Below are 26526 nucleotides of genomic sequence, written 5' to 3'. Positions count from 1 at the left end.
ATTAAGATTTATATATTAGCTATTATAGCCTCATTTAAAGTTTTTCTTTGAGGAGCATATGGTGTTTGATCTGGGTATCCAATATCCACATAAGTCACAAGTTTTATATACTCTGGAAGATTAAAGTGTTTACTTATTCTTTCAATCATTGTCTCATTAAATGTAAGCCAAACCCCTGATAATCCAAGTGCATGAGTAGCTAATACTATGTTTTGAGCAGCAGCTCCCACATCAATAAGTCTATTTCTTACAGGATTTAATGGATTTGCTCTATAAACTCTTTCGTCTTGTAGAAGTACTAAGTGTACTGGACCTCCTGGAACATCACTTCCTCTAAATAAATTAGGGGTGGTCTCTTCTCTAACTATTAGATATTTTATAGATTGTAAGTTGCATGAGTGTGCTGCCCACAATCCACTTTCAAGTATCTTTTCTATAAGTTCTTCTGGAACTCTATCTTCTTTAAAGTGTCTTACAGATCTTCTCTCTTTTATAACCTTAAAAAACGCTTCTTGTTCTTTATCTGATAATTTATATGATTTAAATTCAGATAAATCTAAACTTTCCCCCTTAAGTAAAACTTCTGATAAACCTATTAGCTTCTTTGCATATATATACTCTGGTAATTCCTTAGAAATATTTCTTTTCTCCCATAAATCAAGAAACTTTTTAGCTGTATCCGATTGATTTTCTTTTAATTTTTCTTCTCCATGAGCAGCTGAATAAGTTTGAATTTCTAGGGTATGGTGTATTCTTTCCCTGAACCTTGCTCTAAATTCCACCTCATCTAACGCTAAATATTCTTCCTCTAATAAGTTAAATTTTCTTAGTATTTCTTCTGACATAATTATCTTCTCCTTTTTAATCTATAAAATATATTCTAATTTTTCTTCTAACTTAGGCGCATTTATTGAATTGATTTCTTTATGGATTTCATCAATAATCTCTAAAATATTTTCGTCATTTCTATTTCTTGGTCTTGAAAAAGGAACCTCAAAAATTCTACGTATTCTTCCTGGTCTAGGTGATAAAAGAACTACCCTTGTTCCTAAATACACAGCCTCTGATACATCATGAGTTATAAATATTATGGTTTTCTTCTCTCTTTTCCACAAATCCACTATTTCATCTTGTAAAGATAACCTAGTTAGATAATCTACTGCCCCTAAAGGTTCATCCATTAAAAGAACCTCAGGGTTATTTACCATTGTTCTTGCTAGACCTGCCCTTTGTTTCATTCCTCCTGATAATTGATGAGGATATTTATCTTCAAAACCTCTCAAATTCACAATATCTATATACTTATCAACAACAGACTTTCTCTTTTCCTTATGAATTTTACCTATCTCTAATCCAAATTCAATATTCTTCCTTATAGTTCTCCATGGAAATAGGGAAGAATCTTGAAATACAACTCCTATATCTTTACTTGGTCCATCTAGTTTTTCATTACCTAAAAATACATCACCACTACTTTGCTTTAACAAGCCAGCTATAATTTCTAATAAAGTACTTTTTCCACAACCACTTGGACCTAATATAGCTACAAACTCACCTTCTTCTATAGTTAAATTTATATCCTCTAAAGCTTTTGTTCCATCTGTACCTGGGTATACTTTGTTTATATGATTTAATATAATTTTAGGCATACTCCTCCTCCTTTACTATTTCTTTGGTATAAAGCTCAAATCTACAATTTTATCTACATCATAAATTTCTTTTTGGAATCCCCATTTCTTTTGTAATTCTTGTGTTGCCTTTAAAGTTTCTATATTTATATTAGGTTCGTTTTCCCACAATTCTCTCTCTGGTTCTAAAGCTTTTACCAAAGTATCTTTAGGTATATTTAAATATTTAGTTGCAAATTCTAAGAATTCATCTTGATGCTCTTTAGCATACTCATTGCTCTTAAAATAAACTTCTATAACTTTTTTTACAGTTTCTGGATTACTTTTTATAAATTTATCACTAGCAACTAAAGAACCAGTATTAAAGTTAGGAACATAATCCCAGCCTTTTGCAAGTAATTTAGCTTTTCCTTCTATTTCTCCCATAGCTACAAATGGTTGATGTATTATTGTTGCATCAACTTGTTTTGCTTCTAAACTAGCGTAAGCTTGTTGCATAGATCCGTTAGCTATCAACTCTACATCTTTATCTGGATCTAAACCATTTTGTTGTAGAATTTCTCTTACCGTAACATCCATTCCACTACCTTTTTCATTAACTCCTACTTTTTTTCCCTTTAAATCTTTTATATCCTTTATTGAAGTGTTACCTATTAAATACCAAGCGCCTTTAGTTCTAAACATTGAGGATACTAACTTTAATGGGGCTCCTGTACTTGCTGCTGTTATAGCTTGAGAAGTATTTAAATCTCCCATATCTATAGAATCTGATGCTATAGCTGAAACCTTGTCTTTTACATCTACAAGTTCTAAATCTATTCCAGCATCTTTAAAAAAGCCCTTCTCTACTCCAAACCAAAATCCTACAGCAGTCATTCCTTGATACGCCGCATATCTTACCTTTAATGTTTCACCATTAGAAGAGCTTTCTTCTTTTTTTGCACATCCTCCTAAAACCCCTACAAACAAAGCACTTGCTATAATTACTGACAATACTTTTTTAACTTTTATCATTATTTACTCCTCCTTAAACTTTATGAATTTTTCCATTTTAGAAAAACTTTCTCTTCAAATAAATCTACTATCTTTACTAAAATTACAGATAATATAGTTACTATGATTATGATAAGAAATAACCTTGGTGTATTATAAACTGCAGCTGCTTCAGATAACATAAATCCCAAACCTTTTTTAGAAGCCTGCATTTCAGCAAATATAACACCTGTTATTCCTGTAGCTGCCGTTACTCTTAACCCTGCAAATATACTTGGTATTGCTGATGGTAAAAGTACTTTTAAGATTGTCTGAAACTTAGAGGCCCTAAAAACTTTAGATACCTTTAAATAATTATTTGAGGTCTGTTTTGCTCCAGAGATTGTATTAAAGAATATTGTGAAGAAACTAAATAAGAATACAAGCACCACCTTACTTGAAAATCCTATTCCAAACCAAATAGTAAGTAGTGGTATTATTGCAACTTTAGGAATAGACATAAGCCCAGACACAAAAGGTGCAAAGAACTTATCTACTTTTGGAAATGCTACAAAAAGTAATCCCAATATTATTCCCAGGGCAATAGATAACCCATAACCAGCTAAAAACTCTGAAATAGTAGCTAGAATATGTTTGAGTAATATGTTCTTAGTAAGTAAATCCAATAATTCCTGGAATATCTGACTAGGCGAAGCTAAATACAGTTTATTTATTCTTCCAGATGAAACCACAAATTCTATAGCTCCCATAATAGCTAAAAGTAAAATGATCTGCCCAATTAAGTTTTTGCTATTTATCTTCTTTTTTTCCATAAGTATACTCACCTCTTAATAGTTCGTCCTTAGAAAAATATATTCTTTCGCAGGACTTGTCTCCCCAGAGCACATTTTTAGTTATCTTATGCGAAGTGTCTCCTGTAAATCCTTCTGATATGGTAGTATCAGTAACATCACAATATAATGAAGCAAATTCCTTAAACCAAGGATTTTTTTCAAATCGTGAAATCCAGGAAACCCCATAAGGGCAGTGAGATTCTTTAAGTTCTGGTACCCAACCCAAAAATGGAACGTCTGTTAGTTTGAATATATTGTCTGAAACTAAATCTAGATTCTCTTTTTTAGCCCTTTCTTTCATTGACTCAGTTCTTTCTATGGCCTTTTCAAATAGAACCTTTTTAAGTATTTCTCCCGTTTTTTCATTTCCAAATTCCTCTACTAAAACCTTAGCAAAATAGAAATATAAATCTCCAAAATGTCTAGATGCAAGTCTTACTTGTTCTATGGCATACTCTTTATCAATCTGTTCTTTACTCATTTTTATAATCCCCCTTAAAAGTATTTTCTAATTTGTCCATATAATTTACATATTCCTTGATAGTAAACTTAGGTTTAAACTCATCCTTTATCTTTTTAGCTTCACTTGCCTTTTCTTTTAATAGTCTATATGCAGTTAAAGCCATTATTTTAGCGGTAACTATATAAGAAACCTCTTCATCTACAACATTAAAGTCTTCAGAATGAAGTGCTCCCTTAACTCCTCCTGTTTCAAACTTTAAAACTGGAAGTATATGAGTTAAATCTCCTACATCTGTTGAACCAGCCATGTGAGAACCTATTTCAGTCTTTCTAATCTCTCCATTAGGTATAACTTCTTTAGCAATATTAAATATAATTTCTGATGGCTTAAGTGGGATTACTGGTAAATACCCTGGAAGAGTAGTAATCTCTATTTCAGCACCTATAGCAATTGCTCCAGATTTAAAACTCCTATTAACTTTTCTATCAGCATCTAAAATAGCCTCAATAGACTTTCCTCTTACTAAAGTTTCAATAACAGCTTCATCAGGAACTACATTAACTAAATTCCCTCCCTTAGTGATTATAGGGTGAACTCTCACTGAATCCTCATCTTTAAATGTTTCTCTTTGATAAGATAAGGCATTTAAACCTATGTTAGCCGCATTAAGTGCATTTATACCAAGATGAGGAGTCCCTGCTGCATGTGATGCCTTCCCCTTATACCTAATAAGTTTTGATAAAAATCCATTACTGCTTGAATCTCCAACTATTACATCAGTTTCTCCAGGTCTTGTATGATGAACTACAGCTATATCAACATCATCAAATTCCCCTATCCTAATAAGTTCACTTTTGCCTCCACCGTATTTTATTAAATTCTTATCCTTTAAAGAGTTTTTAAACTCTATCTCTCCATATTCTTCTGAAGGAACTCCAAAGAAGATAACATTTCCCTCAATATTATTTATAATTTCCTCATGAGCTAAAGCTATTGAAGCTCCAATTATCCCAGCTAATTGAGCATGATGTCCACAGGAATGGCTGGCTCCAGTGCTCTTATTGGCATAAATATGTCCAGGACACACTATAGCATCCAACTCTCCAATTAAAGCAATATTTATATCATCATCATTTATCTCTTTTAAATATCCTTTAATTCCAGTAATAGCAATATTATCTTTTAAAGCCTTTGTATTTCTCCCTAATATTTCTTTAACCTTTTCTGATGTCCTTACTTCTTTATAACCAAGTTCCGCATTTTTATAGATGTCTCTTGCAAACTCTATAATTACTTGCCTATTTTCATCAATTACCTCAATAATTTTTTGTTCAATTTTATCCACTTTTTCAGCACCTCCATTACAATAATAATTAGCTTTTTCTTTAATTCATATTGTTTCCATAGGAAACTATTTGTTTTAAAAAAGGCTGAGCTTTAAAAAGAATTTAAAATTTCTTTTTAAAGCTCAGCCTCTAGTATTTCTAGTCAGCTTAATATTTAATTCATTATTTTAAATAATTATTCCATATATTGCTCTAATTCCTCAGTGTATCTTTTAAGAAAGTTTAATACAAATTCCTTTTGCTCAATGGTATAATCATTAAATTCTTTATCAAATGCTTTAGTTCTTATAGAATGAAATTCATAATGTCCATTAAATGCTTTAGTTCCTAAATCAGTCAGTTTAAAATATATTTCCTTTTTATTATCAAGAAATTTGTACTTTTTAATTAATCCTTTAAGCTCCAACTTTTTGGTCACTTTAGATACAGTACTTTTGGTAGTGTTCATTATTTTAGCAATTTCAGTTGTGTTAGCATCAGAATTTTTGCCTATTACCTCAAGCATATGTATGTCAGAAGTATGAAGCTTAACTCCACAACTACCATAATCTCTAGACTGCTTTGATAGTATTTCATTAACTGAAAACATTCTTCCAATCATTTGATCTAACTTGATATTAAAATCTTCCACCCTATCCTCCATTTTTGTTTCTAGCAGAAACAATCCTTTAATCCATATTAATACTATATGAATTGTATGTCAATACTTTTTTTCTAAATTTATAATTTTAAATCCGCCATTAATATTCCTAATATTTGATTTGTTTCACTTTTTATAGGCACAGACATTGCGATACAATAACTATTTGTATCTACAGATATATAGGGTTCCGAAATAAAGTCCTTCCCACTTATAGCTTCTTTGAAGTATGGTCTATGAGAAAAATTAACATACACTTCATCTTCAGAATAATCCAAAGTAATGGCTTTTCTTAAGCCATCCTTCTGCATTAATGCGATTAATTCAAAGTAAGGATACTTTTTTATTTCGCTTAATAATACTGGAGTAGCTTTAGCATAATCCATAGTTATAAAACTAGAGTTTTCAGCTACTTTTTTTAATGTAGCTATTCCATCATTTATATATTGTTGCTTTTTATCGTCAATCTTATAATTTTTTACAAAACTATCCACGTACTCTTTTATGTCTTTATTCATATCATTAAGGTTACTTAATCTATTAAATATATTTTCTGTTATTTTATATTGATCTTCTGAGGAAGCCGCTATTTCTGAGGTAGTAGAAAATAAATACTCAAATGTTTCATATACATCACTTACTGCATTATCTATTTTCTCTATTCTATCAACTTGACTTGCTATATGATCTTCTATTTTTATAAACTCATCAAAAGACTTATGAGTTTGTACCTTTAATGTATTTAAATAGTTTTTTGTTGTTTTTGATACTTCTACATATCCCTTAATGTCCTCTATTTCAGTTTGTAAGCTACTAGAAATATCTTGTATTTCTTGTTTTACTTCATTTATAATTCCCTCTATATGTTTAGCTTGTACTGCTGAATTTTCTGCAAGTTTCCTTATTTCTTCAGCCACAACTCCAAAGCCCCTTCCATATTCACCTGCACGTGCCGCCTCAATTGATGCATTTAAGGCTAAGAGATTCGTGCTTTTGCTTATCTTCCCAACCTCATCTACTATCTCTTCTATTAAATAAGTTTTTTCATTAAGATTTATTATTTTTTTACTAGTATTTAAGTTAGATTCAGCCGTATTTTCTATTTTCCTTATTAGTGTTTCAAGATTTTCATAGCTTGAGTTTAATGCACTTATATTTTCTTTTTCCATTGTCTTGATGTTTTCAGCATTCTCTGCAATTTGCTTTGACCAATCGCTCACTTCATGAGAATAATCCTTTGTTTCTTCGATGAGTTCCATCTGCTTTTCCATATTATTAGAAATATCATTAATCATAGTGGCATTTTCTTTACTTGAGGCTTTAATATCAGCTACAGCATTTTTTAGATCTATAGTATAATTTATAATTTTATCTGATAGTGTAATAATCTGAGCTATTAACCCTCTAAGCTTTAATATTACTTTATTTAGATTAGCTCCTAGCGTATATCTTTTAACTTTATCTCCCTCAAAAGTTTTAGTGAGATCCCCTCTTGAAATATCTCTTAGTAGTAAATCTACCTCTTTTATATAATTTGATGAAAATATATTTTTTAACATAACCTTCCCCCATTCAATTGCATATTATCCCTATCTATTTAGTAGATTTTATCTCCATTTATATACTTTGTCAATGAGTTTTAGTTATATACACCATCAATTTTCTACTTTATAAATCTCAGCACTGTTTCACTGCACCTATGTTTTACTTCTCCGCTTTTATGCTGTTCCTATTTTTCTGAAGCCCTATTCACCACTTTTCCAATGTTCCTGTGCTTTTGCATAAATCACCTGCATACCGCTGATTTATTTGCCTTTTATCTGTATAATCCTTGCATAACCTAACTGAATGTTTTCAGACAAAAAAAGCCACGAACAAATCGCAGCTTTGTATTATTTAAATCTATTTATAATAAAATTCTTTTATAATTAACTTTTCCACTTCAGCAATAATGCAGAATGTATTATTACAACTACAGATCCTATATTATGTACCAATGCCCCCAATATAGGATTTAAAACACCCGCCATAGCAAGTATAATTGCTACAAAGTTTAATATCATTGATATGATAATATTAATATTTATTGTCCTCATAGTTCTTATTGAAAGCTCCATTAAGTGTGGTATTGCTTTTATATCATCACCTATCAGTGCTATATCTGCTGCCTCAACAGCTATATCACTACCTATTCCTCCCATAGCAATTCCTACGAAGGATTTCTTTAAAGCGGGAGCATCATTTACTCCATCTCCTACCATACAAATTCTTTCGTCTTCACTTTGAAATTTATCAATTACGGATAGTTTATCTTCTGGTAAACACTCTGAATAAAATTCATCAATTCCTGATGCTAAAGCTATATTTGAAGCTGTTTGCTTATTATCTCCTGTAAGTAAAACAGTATCTTTTCCTAATTTCTTGAGGTTCTCAATCATTTCTCTAGAGTTTTTTCTTAACACATCTTCTAACACTATAAATCCTTTTATTATAGAGTTCTCAGCTAAAAATACAATTGTGCATCCTTTGCTTCTAAATTCTTTAACTTTATCCTCTTGAGAAGAAGTTAAAGCTATATTGTTTTCCTTTAAGAGCCTGTCATTTCCTGCTAAAACCTTCTTGCTACTTATAGTTCCGTATACCCCTTTACCTATTGCCATCTTAAAGTCTGTTATGTCTTCTAGTTGCAACTTTGATACTGAATTAAAGTGATCTACTATTGCTCTACCTAGTGGATGTTCTGATGATTTTTCAACACTAGCTATTAGTTTTAATAGCTGTTCTTCTGAAATAGCTTCATCAAAAGACTTAACCTTAGTAACCTTAGGTTTTCCATAAGTTAATGTACCTGTTTTATCAAAAGCTATTTTTCTTACCTTTGATAATCTCTCTAGGGCATCCCCTTCTTTAATTAAAATACCGTATTTAGTGGCATTTCCTATCCCTGCCATTATTGCTGTAGGTGTTGCTAATACTAAGGAACATGGACAAAATACAACTAGTATAGTAACTGAACGTATAATTTCTCCTGTAATAAACCAAGTTGCCGCTGCTGATATTAAAGCTATAACAACAATCCAAGTTGCCCATCTATCTGCCATACCAACTATTTTAGCTTTTCCAGCATCTGCTGACTTAACAAGACGAATCATTTTTTGAAGTGAACTATCTTCACCAACCTTTATAGCTTTCATTTCAAAAGCTCCAAATTGATTTACAGTTCCACTAAAGACTTCATCTCCAGTCTTTTTATCTACAGGCATTGATTCACCAGTCATAACTGATTGATCTATTGAGGTTTCCCCTTTTATCAAAACTCCATCAACTGGTATAGTTTCTCCTGGTAATACTTTAAGGATATCATTTACTAATACCTCTTTAGCAGTAATTATCTTTTCTTCTCCACTTTTAATTACCCTTGCTGTAGTTGGTGTTAGGTTTACTAATTTTTCAATTCCTGCTTGAGCCTTTTTAACAGTACGCTCTTCTAGTAGCGCACCTAAAGTCATAATAAATGCAACTTCTCCAGCTGCAAAAGTTTCTCCTATTATAACTGATGCAATTAACGCCATAGATACTAATACGTCTGCTTTAATATCAAATTCAGTAACTACTCCAATTATAGCCTCTTTAATTATAGGAATCCCACATAGAATAATTGCAATCCATGCTAAATCAATAGGAGCTTGTACTAAGTCAAAGAAACTAAGTATAAGTGATATTACTGAAATTATAAGTGCTACTATGGTGCGATTTTCTTCATCTTTAAATAGTGAATTTACTATAGCCATAACAATATCTCCCTTCCATTATACCTATAGGGGTATATGTATATAATATTGTTTATACTATTTTTTGTCAATAAAAAAGTGGCTGTCGCCACTTCGCTAGGGAACCCTATGGTTCCCTTCGACGACACTGCGTGTCTGAGCACCCTCCTTAACAGGCAGGGGAACACAACTTCCCCTGCACCCTTTGCCTTTTTATTGCATAGGAAAGAATACACTTTCCTATGCAATAAAAAAGTAGCCAATTTTCATTGACTACTTACTTTCATTATGACATTCTTGAAAAATGTTCTATTGCTTTTGCAAATTCTTTAATTGTTTTATCAGCATCTCCGTGCTCTATACCATCTTTTACACAATGGCTTAAATGTCCTTCTAATACTACTTGCCCAACTTTGTGCATTGCACTTTTAACTGCATTTATTTGAATCAAAATATTCTCACAATCTACATCTTCATCTACCATTCTATCTATGGCATTTAACTGTCCCATAATCTTCTTTATTCTTCTATGTAAATTATCCGAATCCATACATTGACGCATGATAACCCTCCATTCACTAACCCCATCGTTATTAATATGTAGAAAGAATATCATTCATATTAACTAAAGTCAACTTTAGCTATTTCCTAGAATGTTTTCTCAAAGGATATTCTTTCATTACCATCAAGTAAATAAATTATCCCACAGTATTCAAACTTGTTTTTCTTAATAAGTTTTTGCATAGATAAATTATCTCTATGAGTATCAACCTTAATGCTATGAACATCTTTACTTAAACAAAGCTCTTCTACTTTTTTTATAATTTCAGATGATAAACCTAGACCCTTATATGTATTATCAACAGCTATTCTATGTATTACAGCATACTTATCATTAGTAATCCACTTACCATCATAAATATTGTTATATGTACTTTCTCCATCAAAGGATACGGCTACCGTAGCAACAATATTGTCATCTTTCAATAATACATAGCTATGTCCGTTCACAATATCATTATTTATTGTATCACTATTTGGGTAATTGTTTTGCCATTGATTTATTCCTAGTTCTTTAAAATAATCTTGTGCTTGCTTTATTACTACCATTACATTATCAACATCTGCTTTAACTGTTTTTCTAAAGTTCAATCTCTTCTCCATCGTTCATTCCCTTACTGTCTAATTCTCTTATTAGTATTTGATTAATTCTCTTATTATCACATTCTAAAACCACAAATTCATAGTTTTCATAAACAATTACATCATTAATCTTAGGATATGCTTTCAACTGCGAATAAATCCAGCCTCCTATTGTATCAATATTATCAGATTCTATTGATATCTTTAAAAGCTCATTTATTTCATCAAGAATAAGCTTTCCATCTACAACATAATTGTTATCCTCAGTTTTTGTAATACTATCAACTTCTTCATCAAATTCATCTTGAATTTCGCCTACTATTTCCTCTAATATATCCTCAATAGTAACTAATCCAAAAGTTCCACCATATTCATCAATAACAATAGCCATCTGAGGTTTTTCTCTTTTAAATATCTTTAAAAGTTCACTTATTGACATTGATTCTGGAACAAATTTAATCTCACGAACTATGTTCTCTATATTTTCATTATTACCTTCAATTTTTAACCTAAATAAATCTTTAATATGCACAAACCCAGTAATATTATCTTTGCTATCTCTACATACAGGATATCTAGTTAATTGTTCATCCATTGCATATTTTATAATTTCCTCAAAGGAATCCTCTAGGAATATACAAGCCATATCTGTACGAGGTATCATTATCTCTTTTACAGTTTTTTCTGAAAAATCGAATATATTATCAACAAAAGTTAATTCTGTTTTATCTATTAACCCATGTTTATAACTATCCTCAACCAATAATTTTATCTCTTCATCAGTATGTGCTGCATCATGTTCATCTACTTGGGATACTCCAAAGCTCTTTAAAATTAAATTAGTGCTATGATTAAATGCCCACATTATTGGGTATGTCAACCTATAAAACATTATTAATGGTAATGCTGTGTACATAGCTATTTTTTCTGCACTTATAATTGCTAATGATTTAGGTGCTAATTCTCCAAGTACAATATGAAGTCCAGTAATGATTGCAAATCCCAAAACAAAAGAAATTGAATGTACAAGAGATTCTGGCATATGAAATAAATTAAATAGCGGACTTAAAGCATCTGCAACTGCTGGTTCCCCTATCCACCCTAAGCCTAAAGAAGCTAAGGTTATTCCTAGCTGACATGCAGATAAATAGGAATTTAAGTCATTTACAACAGTTAAAGTATGTTTTGCACTTTTATTTCCATCAAGCATTAAAGTTTCTATTCTAGATTTTCTCACCTTTACCATGGCAAACTCTGTAGCAACAAAGAAACCATTCATAAATACAAGTAAAAGTGCAATTATAATGTTTATTAAAATGATCATATATTTTCAAGCTCCTCCTAAGGTTATACCCAGTTGTTTTCTATAGTTACTTATTAATTGCTATAAATTATATCACATTTTACTTAAACTGTATAAATCCAATTATATTTCTTTTTTCACTGAATTTAAAAGCAATTTAATCTTCTATAACTTTCCAGCATAAATATCTCAATATTACACAATATATTAAGGAATACCTTACCTTTACAAAAATCATGTTCAGCTTTTAAATATTTTTCCCTGAACATGATTAACTTTGATGGCAGCTATATAGTTCCAACACATTAATAACTTTTTAATATATTACCTAAATTAGAATCATATTTATTGAAATTTATCTTTCTTTAAATATGATTCTTTTTTAATTCCTTATAGCTATACCAACTATTAGCAAAATGTCCTAATCCTAAAAATGCAACTAAAATACCTAACCAAATTGATTTTCCTAAAAAAGCAGCAAATAAGAATGCTCCCACTGGAAAAACAGCCATAGGAATAGGTATAAAACTTAAAGGCTCCCATAAAAGTTTGTATTCTTGTCCTTTAACTACATATCTACCCCACAAAAAATAATATATCAATATACAAAATACCATAAAAACAGCCCAAATGTTTATAGTCAATTTCTCAAAGTTATTTTTAGATATAACTAAAATTAAAATACATCCAACCTGACCTATTCTTTCTAAAATAGTAAATATAAATCCTGCATCTTTTAAATTCTTAGGCACATTATTTGGTGGAAATTTTATCATTAATAAATTAGGTATAAATATAGCTATTGCAATCATTGTTCCTATTATTGAAAAACCCATTACTTTACCTCCTTGCTAAATACATTCAATATTCTATTACATAAATATTTTTACAATAACATAGCCAACTCCCATTCCAAGTAAAGCTCCTACTAAATTTAATATAGGAACAGCTATACTAAAGATTGAAATTAATAGTTGAATAATTTTTACTCCTTTAGACTGATTTTTATTTCTAAAATTTATAGCACTGTAAATTATCCCAATAAAAACACCCAAAACAATACTATACAGAGTGAATACAGGAAATCCTCCTACTCCTCCTCTTTCGCCATAAGGAATCCAGTAAAATGCATCCACTAATCCCCCAATAAATGTAATAACATTAACAATTAAAAACCATCTCAAAAAATTCTTCAAAATCTGCTTTTTATCCATGCCGATCCCCTAATCACCATATATTTTATTGATTTATTATAATCCTAATTATACCATGCTGGTTACATATAATAGTAGTCTTATACAGTAATAAGCTAGATTGCTTGTGTATTTATTTCACTTGCTATAAAATGGTAATAAAGTTACACATAATAATATATATATAACTTATTAGGGAGGTTTAAAATGTTATCAGAATTAATAAAGAAAAATAGATCTTACAGACGTTTTTATCAAGATGAAAAAATAAGCACTGAAACTTTACTTGAACTAGTAGATTTAGGGAGATTATCTTCTTCAGCTGCTAATTTACAATCTCTAAAATATGTATTATCTAACGATTATGAAAAAAATCAAGTGATTTTTAATACTCTTGGATGGGCCGGATACCTAAAAGATTGGGCTGGTCCTGAAGAAGGAGAAAAGCCAAGTGCCTACTTAATACTCGTTAATGATACCTCTATAAGTAAAAATCCTGCTATTGATGTAGGTATTGCTTCTACAAATATTCTATTAGCTGCTGTAGAAAAAGGACTTGGTGGTTGTATGCTTTTAAATGTAAATAAAAAAGTTTTAGCACCAGCTCTTAATTTAAGTGATAATCAAGAAATAGCTATGGTTATAGCTTTAGGAAAACCAAAAGAAGAAGTTATTATAGAAAGTGTTTCTTCATCTTCGGATATTAAATACTGGAGAGATGAAAATCAAACACATCATGTTCCAAAAAGAAAGTTAGAGGACATTATTATAAAATAATTTACTAGATAAAAGAAGAATTCAGATTAATTACTGAATTCTTCTTCTCTTATTTTTTCACCTTTTATTTTATAGATCATATCATTTGTAGTTATAACTTTATATTCGCCGTTTTCATATTCTACTTTTGATATGCTAGCGTTTTCGATTCCAGATACATCAATGCTTTTATCTAATTGATTAAAAATATTCCTAAGTATACCTCCATGTACTACTAAAAGAATATTTCCTCCTCCATTGTTAGAAGCTTCTTTAGTGATTTCAGTTAATGCACTCATTACTCTATTAATCATAATATTATAATTTTCAGCTTGTCCAGTTTCATCTAAGGATGCACAAGTATCTGCAAAAGCTCTCCCAAAGTCAGGTATTTTTAAGGCTTCTTCAAAGGATTTAATATTTAATTTTTTAAATATATCATTAAATAAAACCTTCTCTATTTCTCCTTCGTATTTCCCAAAATGCATTTCTCTAAGCCCTGGAACCTCTACAAGTTCTAAGCCTTTACTAGCTTTATTTTCTCTTATAACAATTTTAGCTGTTTTAATTGCGCGTCCTAAATCACTACTGTAAACTGCTTTAAATTCTATATCTCTTAATCCTAAAGCAGTACTTGTAACTATCTCTTCTCCCTCTTTAGTTAATACTCCATCACACCAACCTTGAACACGTTTAGCTTTATTTATTATAGTTTGTCCATGTCTCATTAAATATAGTACAACTTTATTATTATCCACAATCATTTATAAATTCCTCACAATCTTTATTAAAATTACCCTTATTACACTAAATTTTTCTTATAACAAAGTTTATATACTATTAATTATATATCAATTTTTCTTTTATAAATTTCTTTTTTTGTAAAAGTACCATTAAAATCACTTAACATCTATTAAGCTTTTTTTATCCTCGTACATATTTTTATCTGCTACTTTAATTAAATCAGTAAGATATTTCCCATCTCTAGGAAACATTGAATAACCTACACTAATTCCAAGATTCTTATTAGAATAAATATCACTTACCCTCTTTTTTATATTTTTAATCATATCGTTTAAAGCATCTATAGTTGTATATGATAAAAGAATTACAAACTCATCCCCGCCAATTCTAGATATATGACCTCTTAATCCAACCACATTAGCTATTATCTTTGTACTTTCATCTATATAATAATCTCCTTCTATATGTCCATATGTATCATTAACCATCTTGGTTCCATCTAAATCACATACTATAACAAAAAAAGGATTTTTCTCTCTTGCAACAGAATCATATATCTTTTCAATTCCATTTCTATTTAAAATACCAGTCATATGATCTGTCATAGCTGACTTTTCTAATTTATTCATCATTGTTTTAGTGAAGTTGCTCCACAATATTACTCCTATTATGTATATAATTCCGCCTAAAGTAAATCCAACTTTTCTTATATTGCTAATAAACTCATAATCAAAAATACTTCCTATAAAATCAGCAAAGGTTGCAACTGTTAGCAAAGCTAATCCTCCTATTAATATAAGGAAGGTATATGATTTAAGAGGCCATTTTTTATTAGTGAAGTATAATAATTTAATCATATAGAAAAGCAGTATGGCTACGGCCAAAAATATCAATAACTTTCGAAACTCAAACATGATAATTCTCCTAAAATATTAATATACTAAATATTATATATTACATTATAATATTATTCATTAACTATTATGTTAAGAATTTATCACCTCAAGTTTGCATCTTGATTTACATCTCCAACAAAAACTTTCTTAATCTATTTTTTATATCACCTAATTACAAAAAAGATGATTTCTGTTCAATACAGAAATCATCCTCTTTAAAATTTTTATTATAAAATCTCTCCGTTAGATTCAATGACTTTCTTATACCAATTGAAACTCTTCTTTTTAGATCTCTTTAAGGTTCCATTTCCTTCATTATCTTTATCTACATAGATAAAACCATATCTCTTTTTCATTTCACCAGTAGATGCACTTACAAGGTCTATACATCCCCATGGAGTGTATCCCATAAGTTCAACACCATCTTCATTTACTGCATCTTTCATAGCTTTTATGTGTTCTCTTAGATATTCTATTCTATAATCATCTTCTACATATCCATTTTCATCCGGATTATCCACAGCACCCAATCCATTTTCCACAATAAATAGAGGTTTTTGATATCTGTCATACATAGCATTCATAGTTATTCTAAGTCCTAATGGATCAATTTGCCATCCCCATTCACTCGCTTTTAAATGTGGATTCTTTAAAGTTGCAAATACATTTCCTTCTGTTTGTGCATTTATCTTAGGATCTGCACTAGTTAATCTTGAAGAATAATAACTAAAGGAAATAAAATCAACTGTGTTTTCCTTTAAAAGCTCAAGATCTCCAGCTTCCATCTTTATGTTAATATTAAGCTTCTCAAGCATTTTTTTAGCATAATTAGGATATTCTCCACGAGATTGAACATCAATAAAGAAATAATTTTCTCTATCCTTCTCCATTGACTTCCATACATCTTCTGGTGCACATGTATTAGCATAAGTATTTCCAGCAGCTAACATACAACCAACTTTAAAGTTAGGATTTATTTCATGAGCAATTTTAGTTGCTTTTGCACTTGCTATTAATTGATGATGCGCAGCTTGATATTTTATAGCTTCTACATCATCTCCTTCTTCAAACACAAGTCCTGCTCCCATAAAAGGTAAATGTAATAACATATTTATTTCATTAAATGTTAGCCAGTATTTAACCTTACCTTTATAACGCGTAAAAATAGTAGCGCATAATCTTTCATAATATCCTACCATTTTACGACTTCTCCATGAACCAACTGTCTTAACTAAGTTCATAGGCACATCGAAATGAGTAATTGTCACTAATGGCTCTATACCATACTTTAGACATTCATCAAATATGTCCTCATAAAATTTTAAACCTTCTTCATTTGGTATCTCATCATCTCCATTTGGAAATATGCGTGACCAAGCAAGAGATAGTCTAAAAGTTTTAAAACCCATTTCTCCAAATAGTGCTATATCTTCTTTATAATTATGATAAAAATCAATTGCCTCATGACTTGGATAATAATGATTTTCATCACATTCAAACATCTTCATTTTTCCAAGTGCCACAGGGAAACGATCTTTTCCTGCTGGAACTACATCAACTGTAGATAATCCCTTTCCCCCTTCTAAGTATGCACCTTCTAATTGGTTAGCAGCCGTAGCTCCTCCCCATAAAAATCCTTCTGGTAATCTACTCATTTAAATTTCTCCCTTCGTAAAACATATTTAAAAATATTTTTATTTCAAAAATTCTTAATTTATTTTAATCCACATTAAGTATGAACTTTTCCACAACTTCTGCAACTGCATTGTTATCATTGTCATTTTCTGTTATATAATCTGCAACATCTTTAGCCTTTGGATTAGAATTTTTAACAGCTATCCCAAGACCAGCCTCTTGTATCATCTCAACATCATTTTCATCATTACCAACAGCTATACATTCCTCTAAAGAATATCCATAGTGTTTTGCTAATACTTCAAGAGCTTTACCTTTATTAATTCCTTTCCTAACTATTTCTAATGAACCAAAACCAGAAGTCACTACTTCCACATTTGGTATAGTTTCAATTCTTCTTCTTATTTCATTAAATAGATTATTATCATCTTCATGAATTTCTATTTTTAAGGCCTTCACCCTATGTTCATCAATATAGGTTACTAAATCTGGAACTAGACGAAATTCCATTCTATGTTTTCTAGGAAGCGATAGATTTAATTTAAATAAAAAATCTTGTACTATTCTTCCAATACCTTCTGAATATACAACATATGGATCCATAACATGATAATATACATGGTCATACTCGTTTCTAAGCATTGAAATAATATCGCCTACAGTATCTGGATCTATATATTCCTTATAAATCTCATTTAAATCACCATCGTACACTATACTTCCATTACCTGCTATAATAGGTTGATTCTTAGGCATATCATCTGTAAATAATTTAAGTGCTGCTGGAATTCTTCCTGAGCATATTACAACCTTTACTCCTAAATCAGCAGCTTTCTTTATTGCAATATAATTTTCTTCTAGCGGCTTATGTTCGGCATCTAAAAAAGTACCATCCATATCAATAGCTAATAATTTATATTTCATTCTCTAAATCCCCCTATTTAAAAATTAACAGTTACTTTTTTATTATAACCTAATATTAATCATTAAGACTTTCTATTTTTGTAAAAAGAAATTTCTATGCCATAAGCCTTGATTTTCTTTCTAATTTTACACATAATATAGATAAGAATATTAATTATAAGTTAACAATTAATAATTATAGATTAAGGAGAAAATATGTTAATAACAGATAGTTGTGTAGATTTTAATAATGAAGTCCTTGGGGATGATACAGAAATAAAAAGAATTCCTTTTATAGTTACAATTGATGGTAACGATATAATTGACAAAAACTTAGATACTTCTGACTTATTGTCAAAGATGAAAGAAACTAAAAATAGAATCTTAACAGCATGTCCTTCACCTAATGACTTTTTTGAGAACTTTAAAAAGAATGCTGAAAATTATGTTGTCACTATATCATCAAAGCTAAGTGGATCTCATAATAGTGCAATAGCAGCAAAAGACATGTTTGAGGAAATGGAACCAGGAAGTGAGGTTCATGTTTTTGATTCAAAATCTGCTTGTGCTGGAGAATCCTTAGTTGCACTAAAGGTAAAAGAATTATTGGCTCAAAACCTTAGTTCTCTAGATATAGTGGAAAAAGTTAATAGCTACATATCTCAATTAAAGACTTTATTTGTGCTTAATTCTTTAGATAATCTAGCCAAAAACGGAAGAATAAGCAATTATCAAGCTATAATAGGAAATCTACTTAATATAGTTCCTATTATGGGTGAAAATGGTGAAGGTGAAATAGTTTTAAAAGAAAAAGTTAGAGGAAAGAAAAAAGCTTTTTCAAGACTTGTGGATATGATAGGCGAAGCTCCTGTTGACTTTAAAAATACAGTTTTAGCTATAACACACGTACATGCATTAGAAAAAGCCACTGAGCTTAAAGCAGTTATAGAAAATAGATATCCATTTAAAGATGTAATTATTTTTGAGGCTAGTGGATTAAGTACTGTCTATGCTGATAATGGCGGAATAGTAATCGCGTATTAACTGAATTAAGTTTATTACTATTTAAGAGTGTCGACAAAGTCGACACTCTATTTTTAATGTAAATTATCCAAACTTAAAAACTATAAAATTTTAAAACAATCCATAATTATTAGTTCAAGAAAAGCGCCATAAAATCTTTTGCAGAATTAGTTAAAAATTTATTTTTATGACTAATGATTGAAAAGTTTTGTATCAATGTTATATTTTTTATTGATACCTCTACGACCTCTTCCCTATCTAAGTTTTCCTTAACTAAAAGATATGGTAACGCAGATATACCTAAGTTTTTACTAACCGCTTTTATTATAGCTTGTGTACTTAGGCTTTGCCATCTTTGATTTATATTTATTCCATGCATTTCAAAAATATTATCTATTATTTCTCGACCAGCGCTTCCATTTTCCCTTAAAATAAATTCTGAATTATTTAAATCAGATATTTCTATTTCTTTTACTTTAGACCAATGATGATCAGGTGAGCATATAAGAACCATTCTATCTGTCATAAAAATCTTACTTTCAATATATTCACTATGAGAGAATCCCTCTATTAGTCCTAAATCAATTTCATTGCTTAATACTAAATCTTCAATATTCTTTGAATTATCAATTACAGCATTAATTTTTATATTTCTATGAGTATCTTGAAACTTTTTCACAAAGTTAGGGAGTAGATAATTTCCTATAGTTATACTTGTTCCTACTCTCAAAATTCCAATACTATCTAAGTTTCTAATACTTTTTTCTGCTTCGTCAAACAAAGAGACTATATGTGTTGCATAAGAAAGTAATTGTTTACCCATTTCAGTTATATGTAATCTTTTTGAAATTCTATCAAATAACCTTACCCCATAATAAGCTTCTAGTTCGGTAATTGCGAGACTGGCAGCAGGTTGTGTTATAAAGAGCTTTTTTGAAGCTGCAGTAACGCTTTTACATTCACATACTGCAACGAAAATTTTCATATGTCTCAATGTCATATATATTCCACCTTAAATAATATAATTTTTTCTTATGATATTTATATTATTATATTATTTTACATATGAATCTTCAAGGAGTAGAATTTATATTGCGGAGGGATGTTTATGCGTAAAAATCTTAATACTTATATAATACTATTCACTTCAACTTTTTATCTAAGCGCAGTAACTTTTGGTGGCGGATTCGTTATTATACCTTTGATGAAAAAAAAATTCTCAGATGATTTAAAATGGATTGAAAAAGACGAACTTCTAAATTTAGTTGCAATAGCTCAATCAGCACCGGGTTCTGTAGCAGTGAATTCCTCCATCTTAATAGGTTATAGGGTTTGTGGTGTACTAGGTGCATTAATAACTATATTAGGAACAGTTTTACCACCACTTATAATTTTATCTACTATTTCTTTATTTTATAAATCTTTTAGCCAAAACGTGATTGTTTCAACTATACTCGATGGAATGCAGGCTGGTGTTGCTGCTGTCATTATTGATGTTGTTATCAATATGGGACAAGATATCTTTAAAGAGAAGGAAAAACTATCTATATTACTAATGATTATAACCTTTATATTATCTCATTTCTTTAAAATTAGTGTAATTTATCTACTTATTATATGTATAGCAATTGGCGCATTGAAAACTTATTTAAACACTAAACGTAAGGAGAAAAAATAATTTATGATTCTATTTAATCTTTTTTGGAGTTTTTTTAAAATAGGTCTATTTAGCTTTGGAGGTGGATATGCTGTTATCCCACTAATTCAAACGCAAGTAGTTTATAATAATAACTGGCTTACACAAAGTGAATTTACCGATTTAATTACAATTTCTCAAATGACACCAGGTCCTATAGCCATAAATTCATCAACATTTGTAGGAATACGAGTTGCTGGATTAAGTGGAGCTATAATTGCAACATTAGGATGTGTATTACCATCATGTATTATTATGTGTTTATTAGCTTGGCTATACTTTAAATATAAACATGTAGATATGGTTCAAGGAATTCTTAAAAGCCTTCGCCCACTAATCATAGCCTTAATTGCTTCAGCTGGTATATCTATTTTTACACTATCAATATGGAGAGAAGGAAATATATCTCTAAATCCTTCTGATATTGATTTTATTTCTATTATTCTTTTTTCATTAGCTTTAATAAGTTTAAGAAAAACAAAATTCAATCCAATTTTAATTATGCTAAGTTGTGGTCTAATTAGATTTCTCTACTTTTTTATTTATAAATAACTGTCTCAAGTTTCCTATTTATTTTTCTATATCTAGATATACCTATAACTTGTGGAATTACACTTAAAATAATAAAAATTATCCCAATTGTATAAGTAAAAGTATCATCAAACAACTTAATTAATGAAATGGCTATAGCTAATAATCCTATTGAGGTTCTTATATACGCTAATAGAGTTCTCTCATTTGCTAGTAAAGTTCTATCTGCTGCTAAGAAATCCCTTAGTATCATCTCTTCTTGACTAAAATTATATACTTTTTCTTCTTTCTTTTTCATTTCTTTATCCCTCCAACTATCTACTAACAATTCTTGCTACTTCTTGAAATCTTGAAATTGTATAGCTGTAAAACTCCTTATAAGAGCTACAGAAATAATTTTTTCCTAACCCCTCTTCCCCTATAGGCTCATAATGCCTTCTACATCCTCCTCTACATAAGGATAGAAATTGACAGCCATTACAACTATCCTTTTTTAAGGATACTTCTACAAATTCCTTAGCGGTCTCTCCTTGTAACAAATCTTTTATATTATCTTCTACTATATTTCCCATTTTCCACTTATCAAGTACATAAAAATCACAAGGGTAACAGGTTCCATTAGCTTCAATCACTAAGTTTGCGGAACATGTCCCACTCATATCACAAGCCTCCGGTCTATAACCTAACATAATTTGAAGTATGTTATCAAACATTCTTATACTTATTCTTCTTCCCTCCATAAAATCTGTATACCATAGATCAAACAAGGATTTCAGAAACTGTGCATATACTTCTGGCGTTAAAGAATATGGATTTTTCCCTGCTTCTTCTCCTAATTCATCTAAACAAGGTATAAACTGAAGGTAATTAAATCCTTTTTTCTTATAATAAGTGTATATTTTTTGTATATGTCTAGCTACAGATTTTGTAACTACACACAAGACATTATATTTAACACCGTGTCTATTAAAACTTTCAATAGTCTTTTCTATTTTCTTATAACTTCCCACACCATTTATATCTATACGGTTTAAGTCATGTACCTCTTTAGGTCCATCTAAAGATAAGCCTACTAAAAAATTATTCTCTGCTAAAAACTTAGACCATTCATCATCAATTTTAATACCATTAGTCTGAATTGCATTATTAACTTTAATTTTATTAACGTTGTATTTCTTCTGAAGTTCAATTAAGTGTTTATAAAAATCTATACCTATTAATGTAGGCTCTCCCCCTTGGAAGGCAAAACCAACAGAATACTCTCCGTACTTAAAGACTTTTTTTACTAGTACCTCTAAGGTATCGTAACTCATTAATCCATAATTTTTTTCTTTTCTATTTTCTGCCACATCATTGTAAAAGCAATACTTACACTTCAAATTGCAGCTTCCTGATGCAGGTTTTATCAATATGTTTATTGGTGGCATCTTATCACCTTACTTTCAATAATTCTAATTTATATTATATTTTACTATTTGCTGTTATCCAAGTATTGGTAGATTATCATAGTCTTCATTATTCTTGGAGCTTGGATTTAAACACTCTCTTTTATTAACTTTCCAACTTTTTTGAATTTCTATATTTCCTTTAAGCAATGGATCTTTTGTATCTTCCTGCCAAGTTAAAAGTACTTTTTTCATATGCGATAAAGTATTTTTGTATCTTTCACACCCTATGAGATTTCTACGTTCAGCTGGATCATGATATAAATCAAATAAAGCTTCTTTATATTTAACTTGATCCTTGAGTCCATTATCAATCAAAAAATTCTTAGGTACAGATTCATCTATATTGGAATAGTTGATTCCTAAATAGTCTTCATCAAAATATCTTATATACTTATATCTTTTAGTTCTTACACATCTTACAGGTTCATAAGAAGTATGGAAATTTATCTCTGCAAATACACATTCTCTATGTACTTCCTCTTGATTGACAAAAAGATTTGCAAAAGATTTACCCTGAAGTCGTTCTGGTTTTTCTATGTTCAATAAATCACATAAGGTCGGATATATATCAACTTGTGATACTAAGCTATCTGTTATTTTCCCATTTGCCTTTACTCCTGGAACCCTAATTACAAGCGCTACTCCTATCCCACTATCATAAAGATTACATTTTGAATACGGTACTGCTAATCCATGATCTGTTGTAAATATTATTATTGTATCTTCATATAAGCCTTCATCTTTCAAAGTATCTATAACCAGCCCAAAGCATTTATCAAACCATGCAGCCGAAGTTAAATATCTCGCATGATCTTCACGATTTTCATCTGTATCTACTATTGGATATGGTGGAACTATATATCTTTTATCTATCGATTCATCTACTTTTTTAGGATACCTTCTATGAGTTGCATATAATCCATAGGATATAAAAAATTTTTCTTTCTTTCCATTTGTTTTTATCCATTCTGCAACACTTTTAGCATTTTTATAATCCCACTTCACAAGGTCTTCTTGTTCTATTCCTTTATTATCACAAGTTATATCCTCATCATATCCTATAATTGCTGCTCCTTTGGAATGATCTAAATAAGAACCAGCTTCATGTTGAATTCCACATAAAATAGTCTTATATCCCTCTTCTTTAACTTTATTAACTAAATGCCAATTATAATTTTTAAGCCCAAACCCTCTCTGAGATAATCCAAGCATTCCATTACTATGAGGATACATACCTGTTACTAAACCTGATCTACTCGGTGAGCAGGTTGGTCCTACACAATATGCTTGTCTATATACCAATGCGTCTTCTGAAAATTTTCTTAAATTTGGTGTTGGTACATCATAACCATATGGGCTTAATATTCTTCCACTATCATGTGTGTTTATATATATTACATTCATTTTCTATCCTCCTGCATCAAGGTAAATACATCTCTATGCACTTATAAGGATGATATAAAAGATATCTTCAAAACGAATATTATCCTTCTCACATCCTTATAATCAAAATGTTCTTATATTATGCTTCTATTGATTGATTTTCTGATTCAACTAAAGTTTTATCATAGGCTTTAACAAATGGAATATATATAAGTACATCCATTACCATAAGCATGATCCACAAAATAGGAGCCTTCCAATCCATTGTTGCTAAAAACGCTTGTATTGGACCTGGTGTTGTAAATGGAATACTTACATATGTTTTACCAACAATATTTAATGTTAATGCAAAGTAAACAATTACAGTGTTTATAAGTGGAACTATTATTAATGGTATCAGTATAAATGGATTTAATATAATTGGAGTAGAGAATACTAGCGGTTCACTTATTCCAAATATATCTGGTATAATTCCTAACCTACCTACACTTCTAAGATGAGCCGACTTAGCAACAATAAGCATTGCAACTACTAATCCGATAGCGGCACCTGACCCCCCTAAATTTCCCCATAACGTAATAAATCCGCCTGATAAAATGTGAGTTGGTTCAAGGCCTTTTGCGATTGCATCTGCATTTTCAGCTAAGTTTATAGTTGCAAAAGGTACTACAACAGCATTTACTACATTACCTCCATGTATTCCAAAAAACCAAAGTATATTTACTAAAAACATTATAAGTAATAATGCTGGAAGACTATCTGAAGCTGAAACTAATGGTGCAAATGCTTTAAGTACTAATTGAGGAATATTCATGCCAAACGCACCTATAAGTAGGTTATTTATTGTAGTAAATAGTAAAACGTTAACAATTAGTGGAATAAGCGCTTCAAATGGTGCTGATACCATTGGTGGTACTTGTTCTGGAAGTCTTATCTTAATATTTTTGTCCATAAAGAATTTAGTAATTTCAACAGTTAAAAAAGCAATTATTATTCCTGTAAACATACCTTTTGCATCTAAGTATCCTGTAGATAGATATAGAGCTCCTGGCGTTTCTTTATTAACAGCAGTTGCTGGTGCAGCCACACAAAGGAATGTAACAACTGCCGTAATAACCCCTCCTATTACATTCATTTTATATTTTTGTAATAAGAAATATGCTACCGCCATAACAGTAAATAATCCTAGTAGTCCCATTGTCATATTATATGGAATATTTAATGCAAATGAGTTTGACACTGACCAAGCTTTCCAAGCTAAAAGAAATTTATTAAATGCATTTGTCGGTTGTACCACGGCTGGATTAACTGGAGGAGTTGATACTATTAATGTAAATCCTCCTAATATAGTTAACGGCAGTGTAGCCATAAGACCATTTTTCATTGCAGATATATGTCTTTGCTCTCCTATCTTTCCCGCAATAGGAGCTAGTTTTTGTTCAAGAAATCCTTGTACTTTATCAAGTGCTGACATGTCTTTCCCTCCTAAATTTACTATTTATTTATTAGCGATTTTACTTGTTTTAAAATATTCTCACCTTTTCCCATTCCATAATCCATAGGCTTTATAACATCTAGTGGTCTATTATGCTCTTCAGCTAATTTACTTAATTCAGCTTTTTTATAGCTTATTTGAGGTCCAAGTAATATAACATCCCATTCGTCAATTATGGTTGGAAGTAATTCAACTGGCTCAGCTTTTATAACCCAGTTTTGTTCCTCTGGACTTAAAGCTTTTTTGATTTTTTCAACAACTAAACTTGTAGACATTCCTGCTGCACAAACTAATAATATTTTCATCTTGTACTCTCCTTTGTAATTTTATATTAATTTCAGTGGCCACCAAAATCTTTATACACCTTGATTTATTTTTGTTTTTTTTCAAGCTTATCTACCTTTTCATGCAGATAAATAATTTCATTAATAAGCTCTTTTGCTAAAAGAGAAGTCATCAAATGATCCTGAGCATGAACCATTAATAAACTCACTGCTATATTTTCTCCTTGAGCTTCTTTTTGTATTAAGTCAGTTTGAACCTTATGTGTTTCTATAGACTTTTTACTAGCCAAGTCTTGAAACTCTTTAGCTTTTTCAAAGTCTCCATCTTTAGCACTTTTTAAAGCTTCAAAAGCCATGCTTCTTGCCTCTCCCGAATTAACTATCAATCCAAATATAACTTCTTCTAGTTCCATAATTTCT

29 protein-coding genes are annotated in these 26526 nt (G+C 30.3%); 4 read left to right on the top strand and 25 right to left on the bottom strand.

The features are described from left to right. Positions 1 to 8: 8 nt before the first annotated feature. The 14 genes from P8F83_RS22305 to P8F83_RS22240 all read right to left on the bottom strand — a co-directional run bounded on the left by P8F83_RS22305 (position 9) and on the right by P8F83_RS22240 (position 13333). Complete coding sequence (locus P8F83_RS22305; protein ID WP_326512734.1) at positions 9 to 845, bottom strand: nitroreductase family protein; 837 nt, start codon at positions 843 to 845, stop codon at positions 9 to 11. Positions 846 to 866: 21 nt separating this feature from the next. After that, positions 867 to 1649: an ABC transporter ATP-binding protein gene (locus P8F83_RS22300; protein ID WP_326512733.1), complete on the bottom strand. Its 783-nt coding sequence runs from the start codon at positions 1647 to 1649 to the stop codon at positions 867 to 869. Between the two features lie 15 nt (positions 1650 to 1664). Continuing rightward, positions 1665 to 2642 (bottom strand): ABC transporter substrate-binding protein, encoded by a 978-nt coding sequence (locus tag P8F83_RS22295; protein WP_326512732.1) that lies wholly within the window; start codon positions 2640 to 2642, stop codon positions 1665 to 1667. Between the two features lie 20 nt (positions 2643 to 2662). Continuing rightward, positions 2663 to 3433, bottom strand: coding sequence for an ABC transporter permease (locus P8F83_RS22290; RefSeq protein ID WP_315110312.1), 771 nt, complete (start codon positions 3431 to 3433; stop codon positions 2663 to 2665). Continuing rightward, positions 3411 to 3935, bottom strand: coding sequence for an L-2-amino-thiazoline-4-carboxylic acid hydrolase (locus P8F83_RS22285; RefSeq protein ID WP_315110311.1), 525 nt, complete (start codon positions 3933 to 3935; stop codon positions 3411 to 3413). The genes P8F83_RS22290 and P8F83_RS22285 overlap by 23 nt, the downstream gene beginning before the upstream one ends. Next, entirely contained in the window at positions 3928 to 5262 is a 1335-nt protein-coding gene (locus P8F83_RS22280; protein ID WP_326512731.1) for an amidohydrolase, read from the bottom strand. Before P8F83_RS22280 ends, P8F83_RS22285 begins: the two co-directional genes overlap by 8 nt. Positions 5263 to 5438: 176 nt before the next feature. Beyond that, entirely contained in the window at positions 5439 to 5894 is a 456-nt protein-coding gene (locus P8F83_RS22275) for a MarR family transcriptional regulator (protein WP_326512730.1), read from the bottom strand. Between the two features lie 89 nt (positions 5895 to 5983). Then, positions 5984 to 7462: a methyl-accepting chemotaxis protein gene (locus P8F83_RS22270; protein WP_326512729.1), complete on the bottom strand. Its 1479-nt coding sequence runs from the start codon at positions 7460 to 7462 to the stop codon at positions 5984 to 5986. A 369-nt stretch (positions 7463 to 7831) separates the two neighbouring features. Continuing rightward, on the bottom strand, positions 7832 to 9694 hold the full coding sequence (locus tag P8F83_RS22265) for a heavy metal translocating P-type ATPase (protein ID WP_326512728.1): 1863 nt from the start codon (positions 9692 to 9694) through the stop codon (positions 7832 to 7834). Positions 9695 to 9959: 265 nt separating this feature from the next. Continuing rightward, positions 9960 to 10235, bottom strand: a complete 276-nt coding sequence (locus P8F83_RS22260; RefSeq protein WP_326512727.1) for a metal-sensing transcriptional repressor — start codon at positions 10233 to 10235, stop codon at positions 9960 to 9962. Positions 10236 to 10321: 86 nt separating this feature from the next. Then, positions 10322 to 10825 (bottom strand): GNAT family N-acetyltransferase, encoded by a 504-nt coding sequence (locus P8F83_RS22255; protein ID WP_326514873.1) that lies wholly within the window; start codon positions 10823 to 10825, stop codon positions 10322 to 10324. Then, the gene (locus tag P8F83_RS22250) at positions 10815 to 12140 is read right to left on the bottom strand and encodes a hemolysin family protein (RefSeq protein ID WP_326512726.1); all 1326 of its coding nucleotides are present in this window, start codon (positions 12138 to 12140) and stop codon (positions 10815 to 10817) included. The genes P8F83_RS22255 and P8F83_RS22250 overlap by 11 nt, the downstream gene beginning before the upstream one ends. Positions 12141 to 12484: 344 nt before the next feature. After that, a complete protein-coding gene (locus P8F83_RS22245; protein WP_326512725.1) occupies positions 12485 to 12955 on the bottom strand; it encodes a hypothetical protein in 471 nt (156 codons plus the stop codon). A 36-nt stretch (positions 12956 to 12991) separates the two neighbouring features. Then, a complete protein-coding gene (locus P8F83_RS22240) occupies positions 12992 to 13333 on the bottom strand; it encodes a hypothetical protein (RefSeq protein ID WP_326512724.1) in 342 nt (113 codons plus the stop codon). Between the two features lie 186 nt (positions 13334 to 13519). On the opposite strand from P8F83_RS22240, the gene P8F83_RS22235 reads away from it, so the two are divergent. Next, on the top strand, positions 13520 to 14089 hold the full coding sequence (locus tag P8F83_RS22235; RefSeq protein ID WP_326512723.1) for a nitroreductase family protein: 570 nt from the start codon (positions 13520 to 13522) through the stop codon (positions 14087 to 14089). Positions 14090 to 14115: 26 nt separating this feature from the next. On the opposite strand, the gene P8F83_RS22230 is transcribed toward P8F83_RS22235, so the two are convergent. The 4 genes from P8F83_RS22230 to P8F83_RS22215 all read right to left on the bottom strand — a co-directional run bounded on the left by P8F83_RS22230 (position 14116) and on the right by P8F83_RS22215 (position 18267). Continuing rightward, complete coding sequence (locus P8F83_RS22230; RefSeq protein ID WP_326512722.1) at positions 14116 to 14832, bottom strand: histidine phosphatase family protein; 717 nt, start codon at positions 14830 to 14832, stop codon at positions 14116 to 14118. 135 nt (positions 14833 to 14967) lie between these two features. Continuing rightward, positions 14968 to 15588, bottom strand: coding sequence for a GGDEF domain-containing protein (locus tag P8F83_RS22225; protein ID WP_326512721.1), 621 nt, complete (start codon positions 15586 to 15588; stop codon positions 14968 to 14970). Between the two features lie 347 nt (positions 15589 to 15935). After that, positions 15936 to 17363, bottom strand: coding sequence for a 6-phospho-beta-glucosidase (locus P8F83_RS22220; RefSeq protein ID WP_326512720.1), 1428 nt, complete (start codon positions 17361 to 17363; stop codon positions 15936 to 15938). 64 nt (positions 17364 to 17427) lie between these two features. After that, positions 17428 to 18267 carry a Cof-type HAD-IIB family hydrolase gene (locus P8F83_RS22215; RefSeq protein WP_315110293.1) on the bottom strand — a complete coding sequence of 280 codons (840 nt, stop codon included), beginning with the start codon at positions 18265 to 18267 and terminating at the stop codon, positions 17428 to 17430. A gap of 195 nt (positions 18268 to 18462) precedes the next feature. On the opposite strand from P8F83_RS22215, the gene P8F83_RS22210 reads away from it, so the two are divergent. Next, on the top strand, positions 18463 to 19290 hold the full coding sequence (locus P8F83_RS22210; RefSeq protein WP_326512719.1) for a DegV family protein: 828 nt from the start codon (positions 18463 to 18465) through the stop codon (positions 19288 to 19290). 109 nt (positions 19291 to 19399) lie between these two features. Here the strand turns inward: P8F83_RS22210 and P8F83_RS22205 are convergent, their stop codons facing one another. Beyond that, a complete protein-coding gene (locus P8F83_RS22205) occupies positions 19400 to 20269 on the bottom strand; it encodes a LysR family transcriptional regulator (RefSeq protein ID WP_326512718.1) in 870 nt (289 codons plus the stop codon). A gap of 108 nt (positions 20270 to 20377) precedes the next feature. Here P8F83_RS22205 and P8F83_RS22200 point away from each other — a divergent pair, with 108 nt between their 5' ends. After that, complete coding sequence (locus tag P8F83_RS22200) at positions 20378 to 20947, top strand: chromate transporter (RefSeq protein WP_326512717.1); 570 nt, start codon at positions 20378 to 20380, stop codon at positions 20945 to 20947. A gap of 3 nt (positions 20948 to 20950) precedes the next feature. Next, positions 20951 to 21517, top strand: a complete 567-nt coding sequence (locus P8F83_RS22195) for a chromate transporter (protein WP_326512716.1) — start codon at positions 20951 to 20953, stop codon at positions 21515 to 21517. Here the strand turns inward: P8F83_RS22195 and P8F83_RS22190 are convergent. The 6 genes from P8F83_RS22190 to P8F83_RS22165 form a co-directional block, all read right to left on the bottom strand. Next, positions 21504 to 21794 carry a YidH family protein gene (locus tag P8F83_RS22190; protein WP_326512715.1) on the bottom strand — a complete coding sequence of 97 codons (291 nt, stop codon included), beginning with the start codon at positions 21792 to 21794 and terminating at the stop codon, positions 21504 to 21506. The genes P8F83_RS22195 and P8F83_RS22190 overlap by 14 nt on opposite strands. A 16-nt stretch (positions 21795 to 21810) precedes the next feature. Beyond that, entirely contained in the window at positions 21811 to 22923 is a 1113-nt protein-coding gene (locus P8F83_RS22185; RefSeq protein WP_326512714.1) for an anaerobic sulfatase maturase, read from the bottom strand. Positions 22924 to 22977: 54 nt separating this feature from the next. After that, entirely contained in the window at positions 22978 to 24348 is a 1371-nt protein-coding gene (locus P8F83_RS22180) for a sulfatase family protein (protein ID WP_326512713.1), read from the bottom strand. Between the two features lie 118 nt (positions 24349 to 24466). Then, positions 24467 to 25801, bottom strand: a complete 1335-nt coding sequence (locus tag P8F83_RS22175) for a PTS sugar transporter subunit IIC (protein ID WP_326512712.1) — start codon at positions 25799 to 25801, stop codon at positions 24467 to 24469. Between the two features lie 20 nt (positions 25802 to 25821). Then, the gene (locus P8F83_RS22170; protein ID WP_326512711.1) at positions 25822 to 26127 is read right to left on the bottom strand and encodes a PTS sugar transporter subunit IIB; all 306 of its coding nucleotides are present in this window, start codon (positions 26125 to 26127) and stop codon (positions 25822 to 25824) included. A 65-nt stretch (positions 26128 to 26192) separates the two neighbouring features. Continuing rightward, positions 26193 to 26519 (bottom strand): PTS lactose/cellobiose transporter subunit IIA, encoded by a 327-nt coding sequence (locus P8F83_RS22165; protein ID WP_326512710.1) that lies wholly within the window; start codon positions 26517 to 26519, stop codon positions 26193 to 26195. Between the last annotated feature and the right edge of the window lie 7 nt (positions 26520 to 26526).

The sequence above is a fragment of the Clostridium intestinale genome (genome assembly GCF_035905475.1).
Classification (GTDB): domain Bacteria; phylum Bacillota; class Clostridia; order Clostridiales; family Clostridiaceae; genus Clostridium_T; species Clostridium_T intestinale.
Note: the sequence above shows the minus strand (reverse complement) of the source record. Positions and strands in the feature narration are given on the sequence as shown.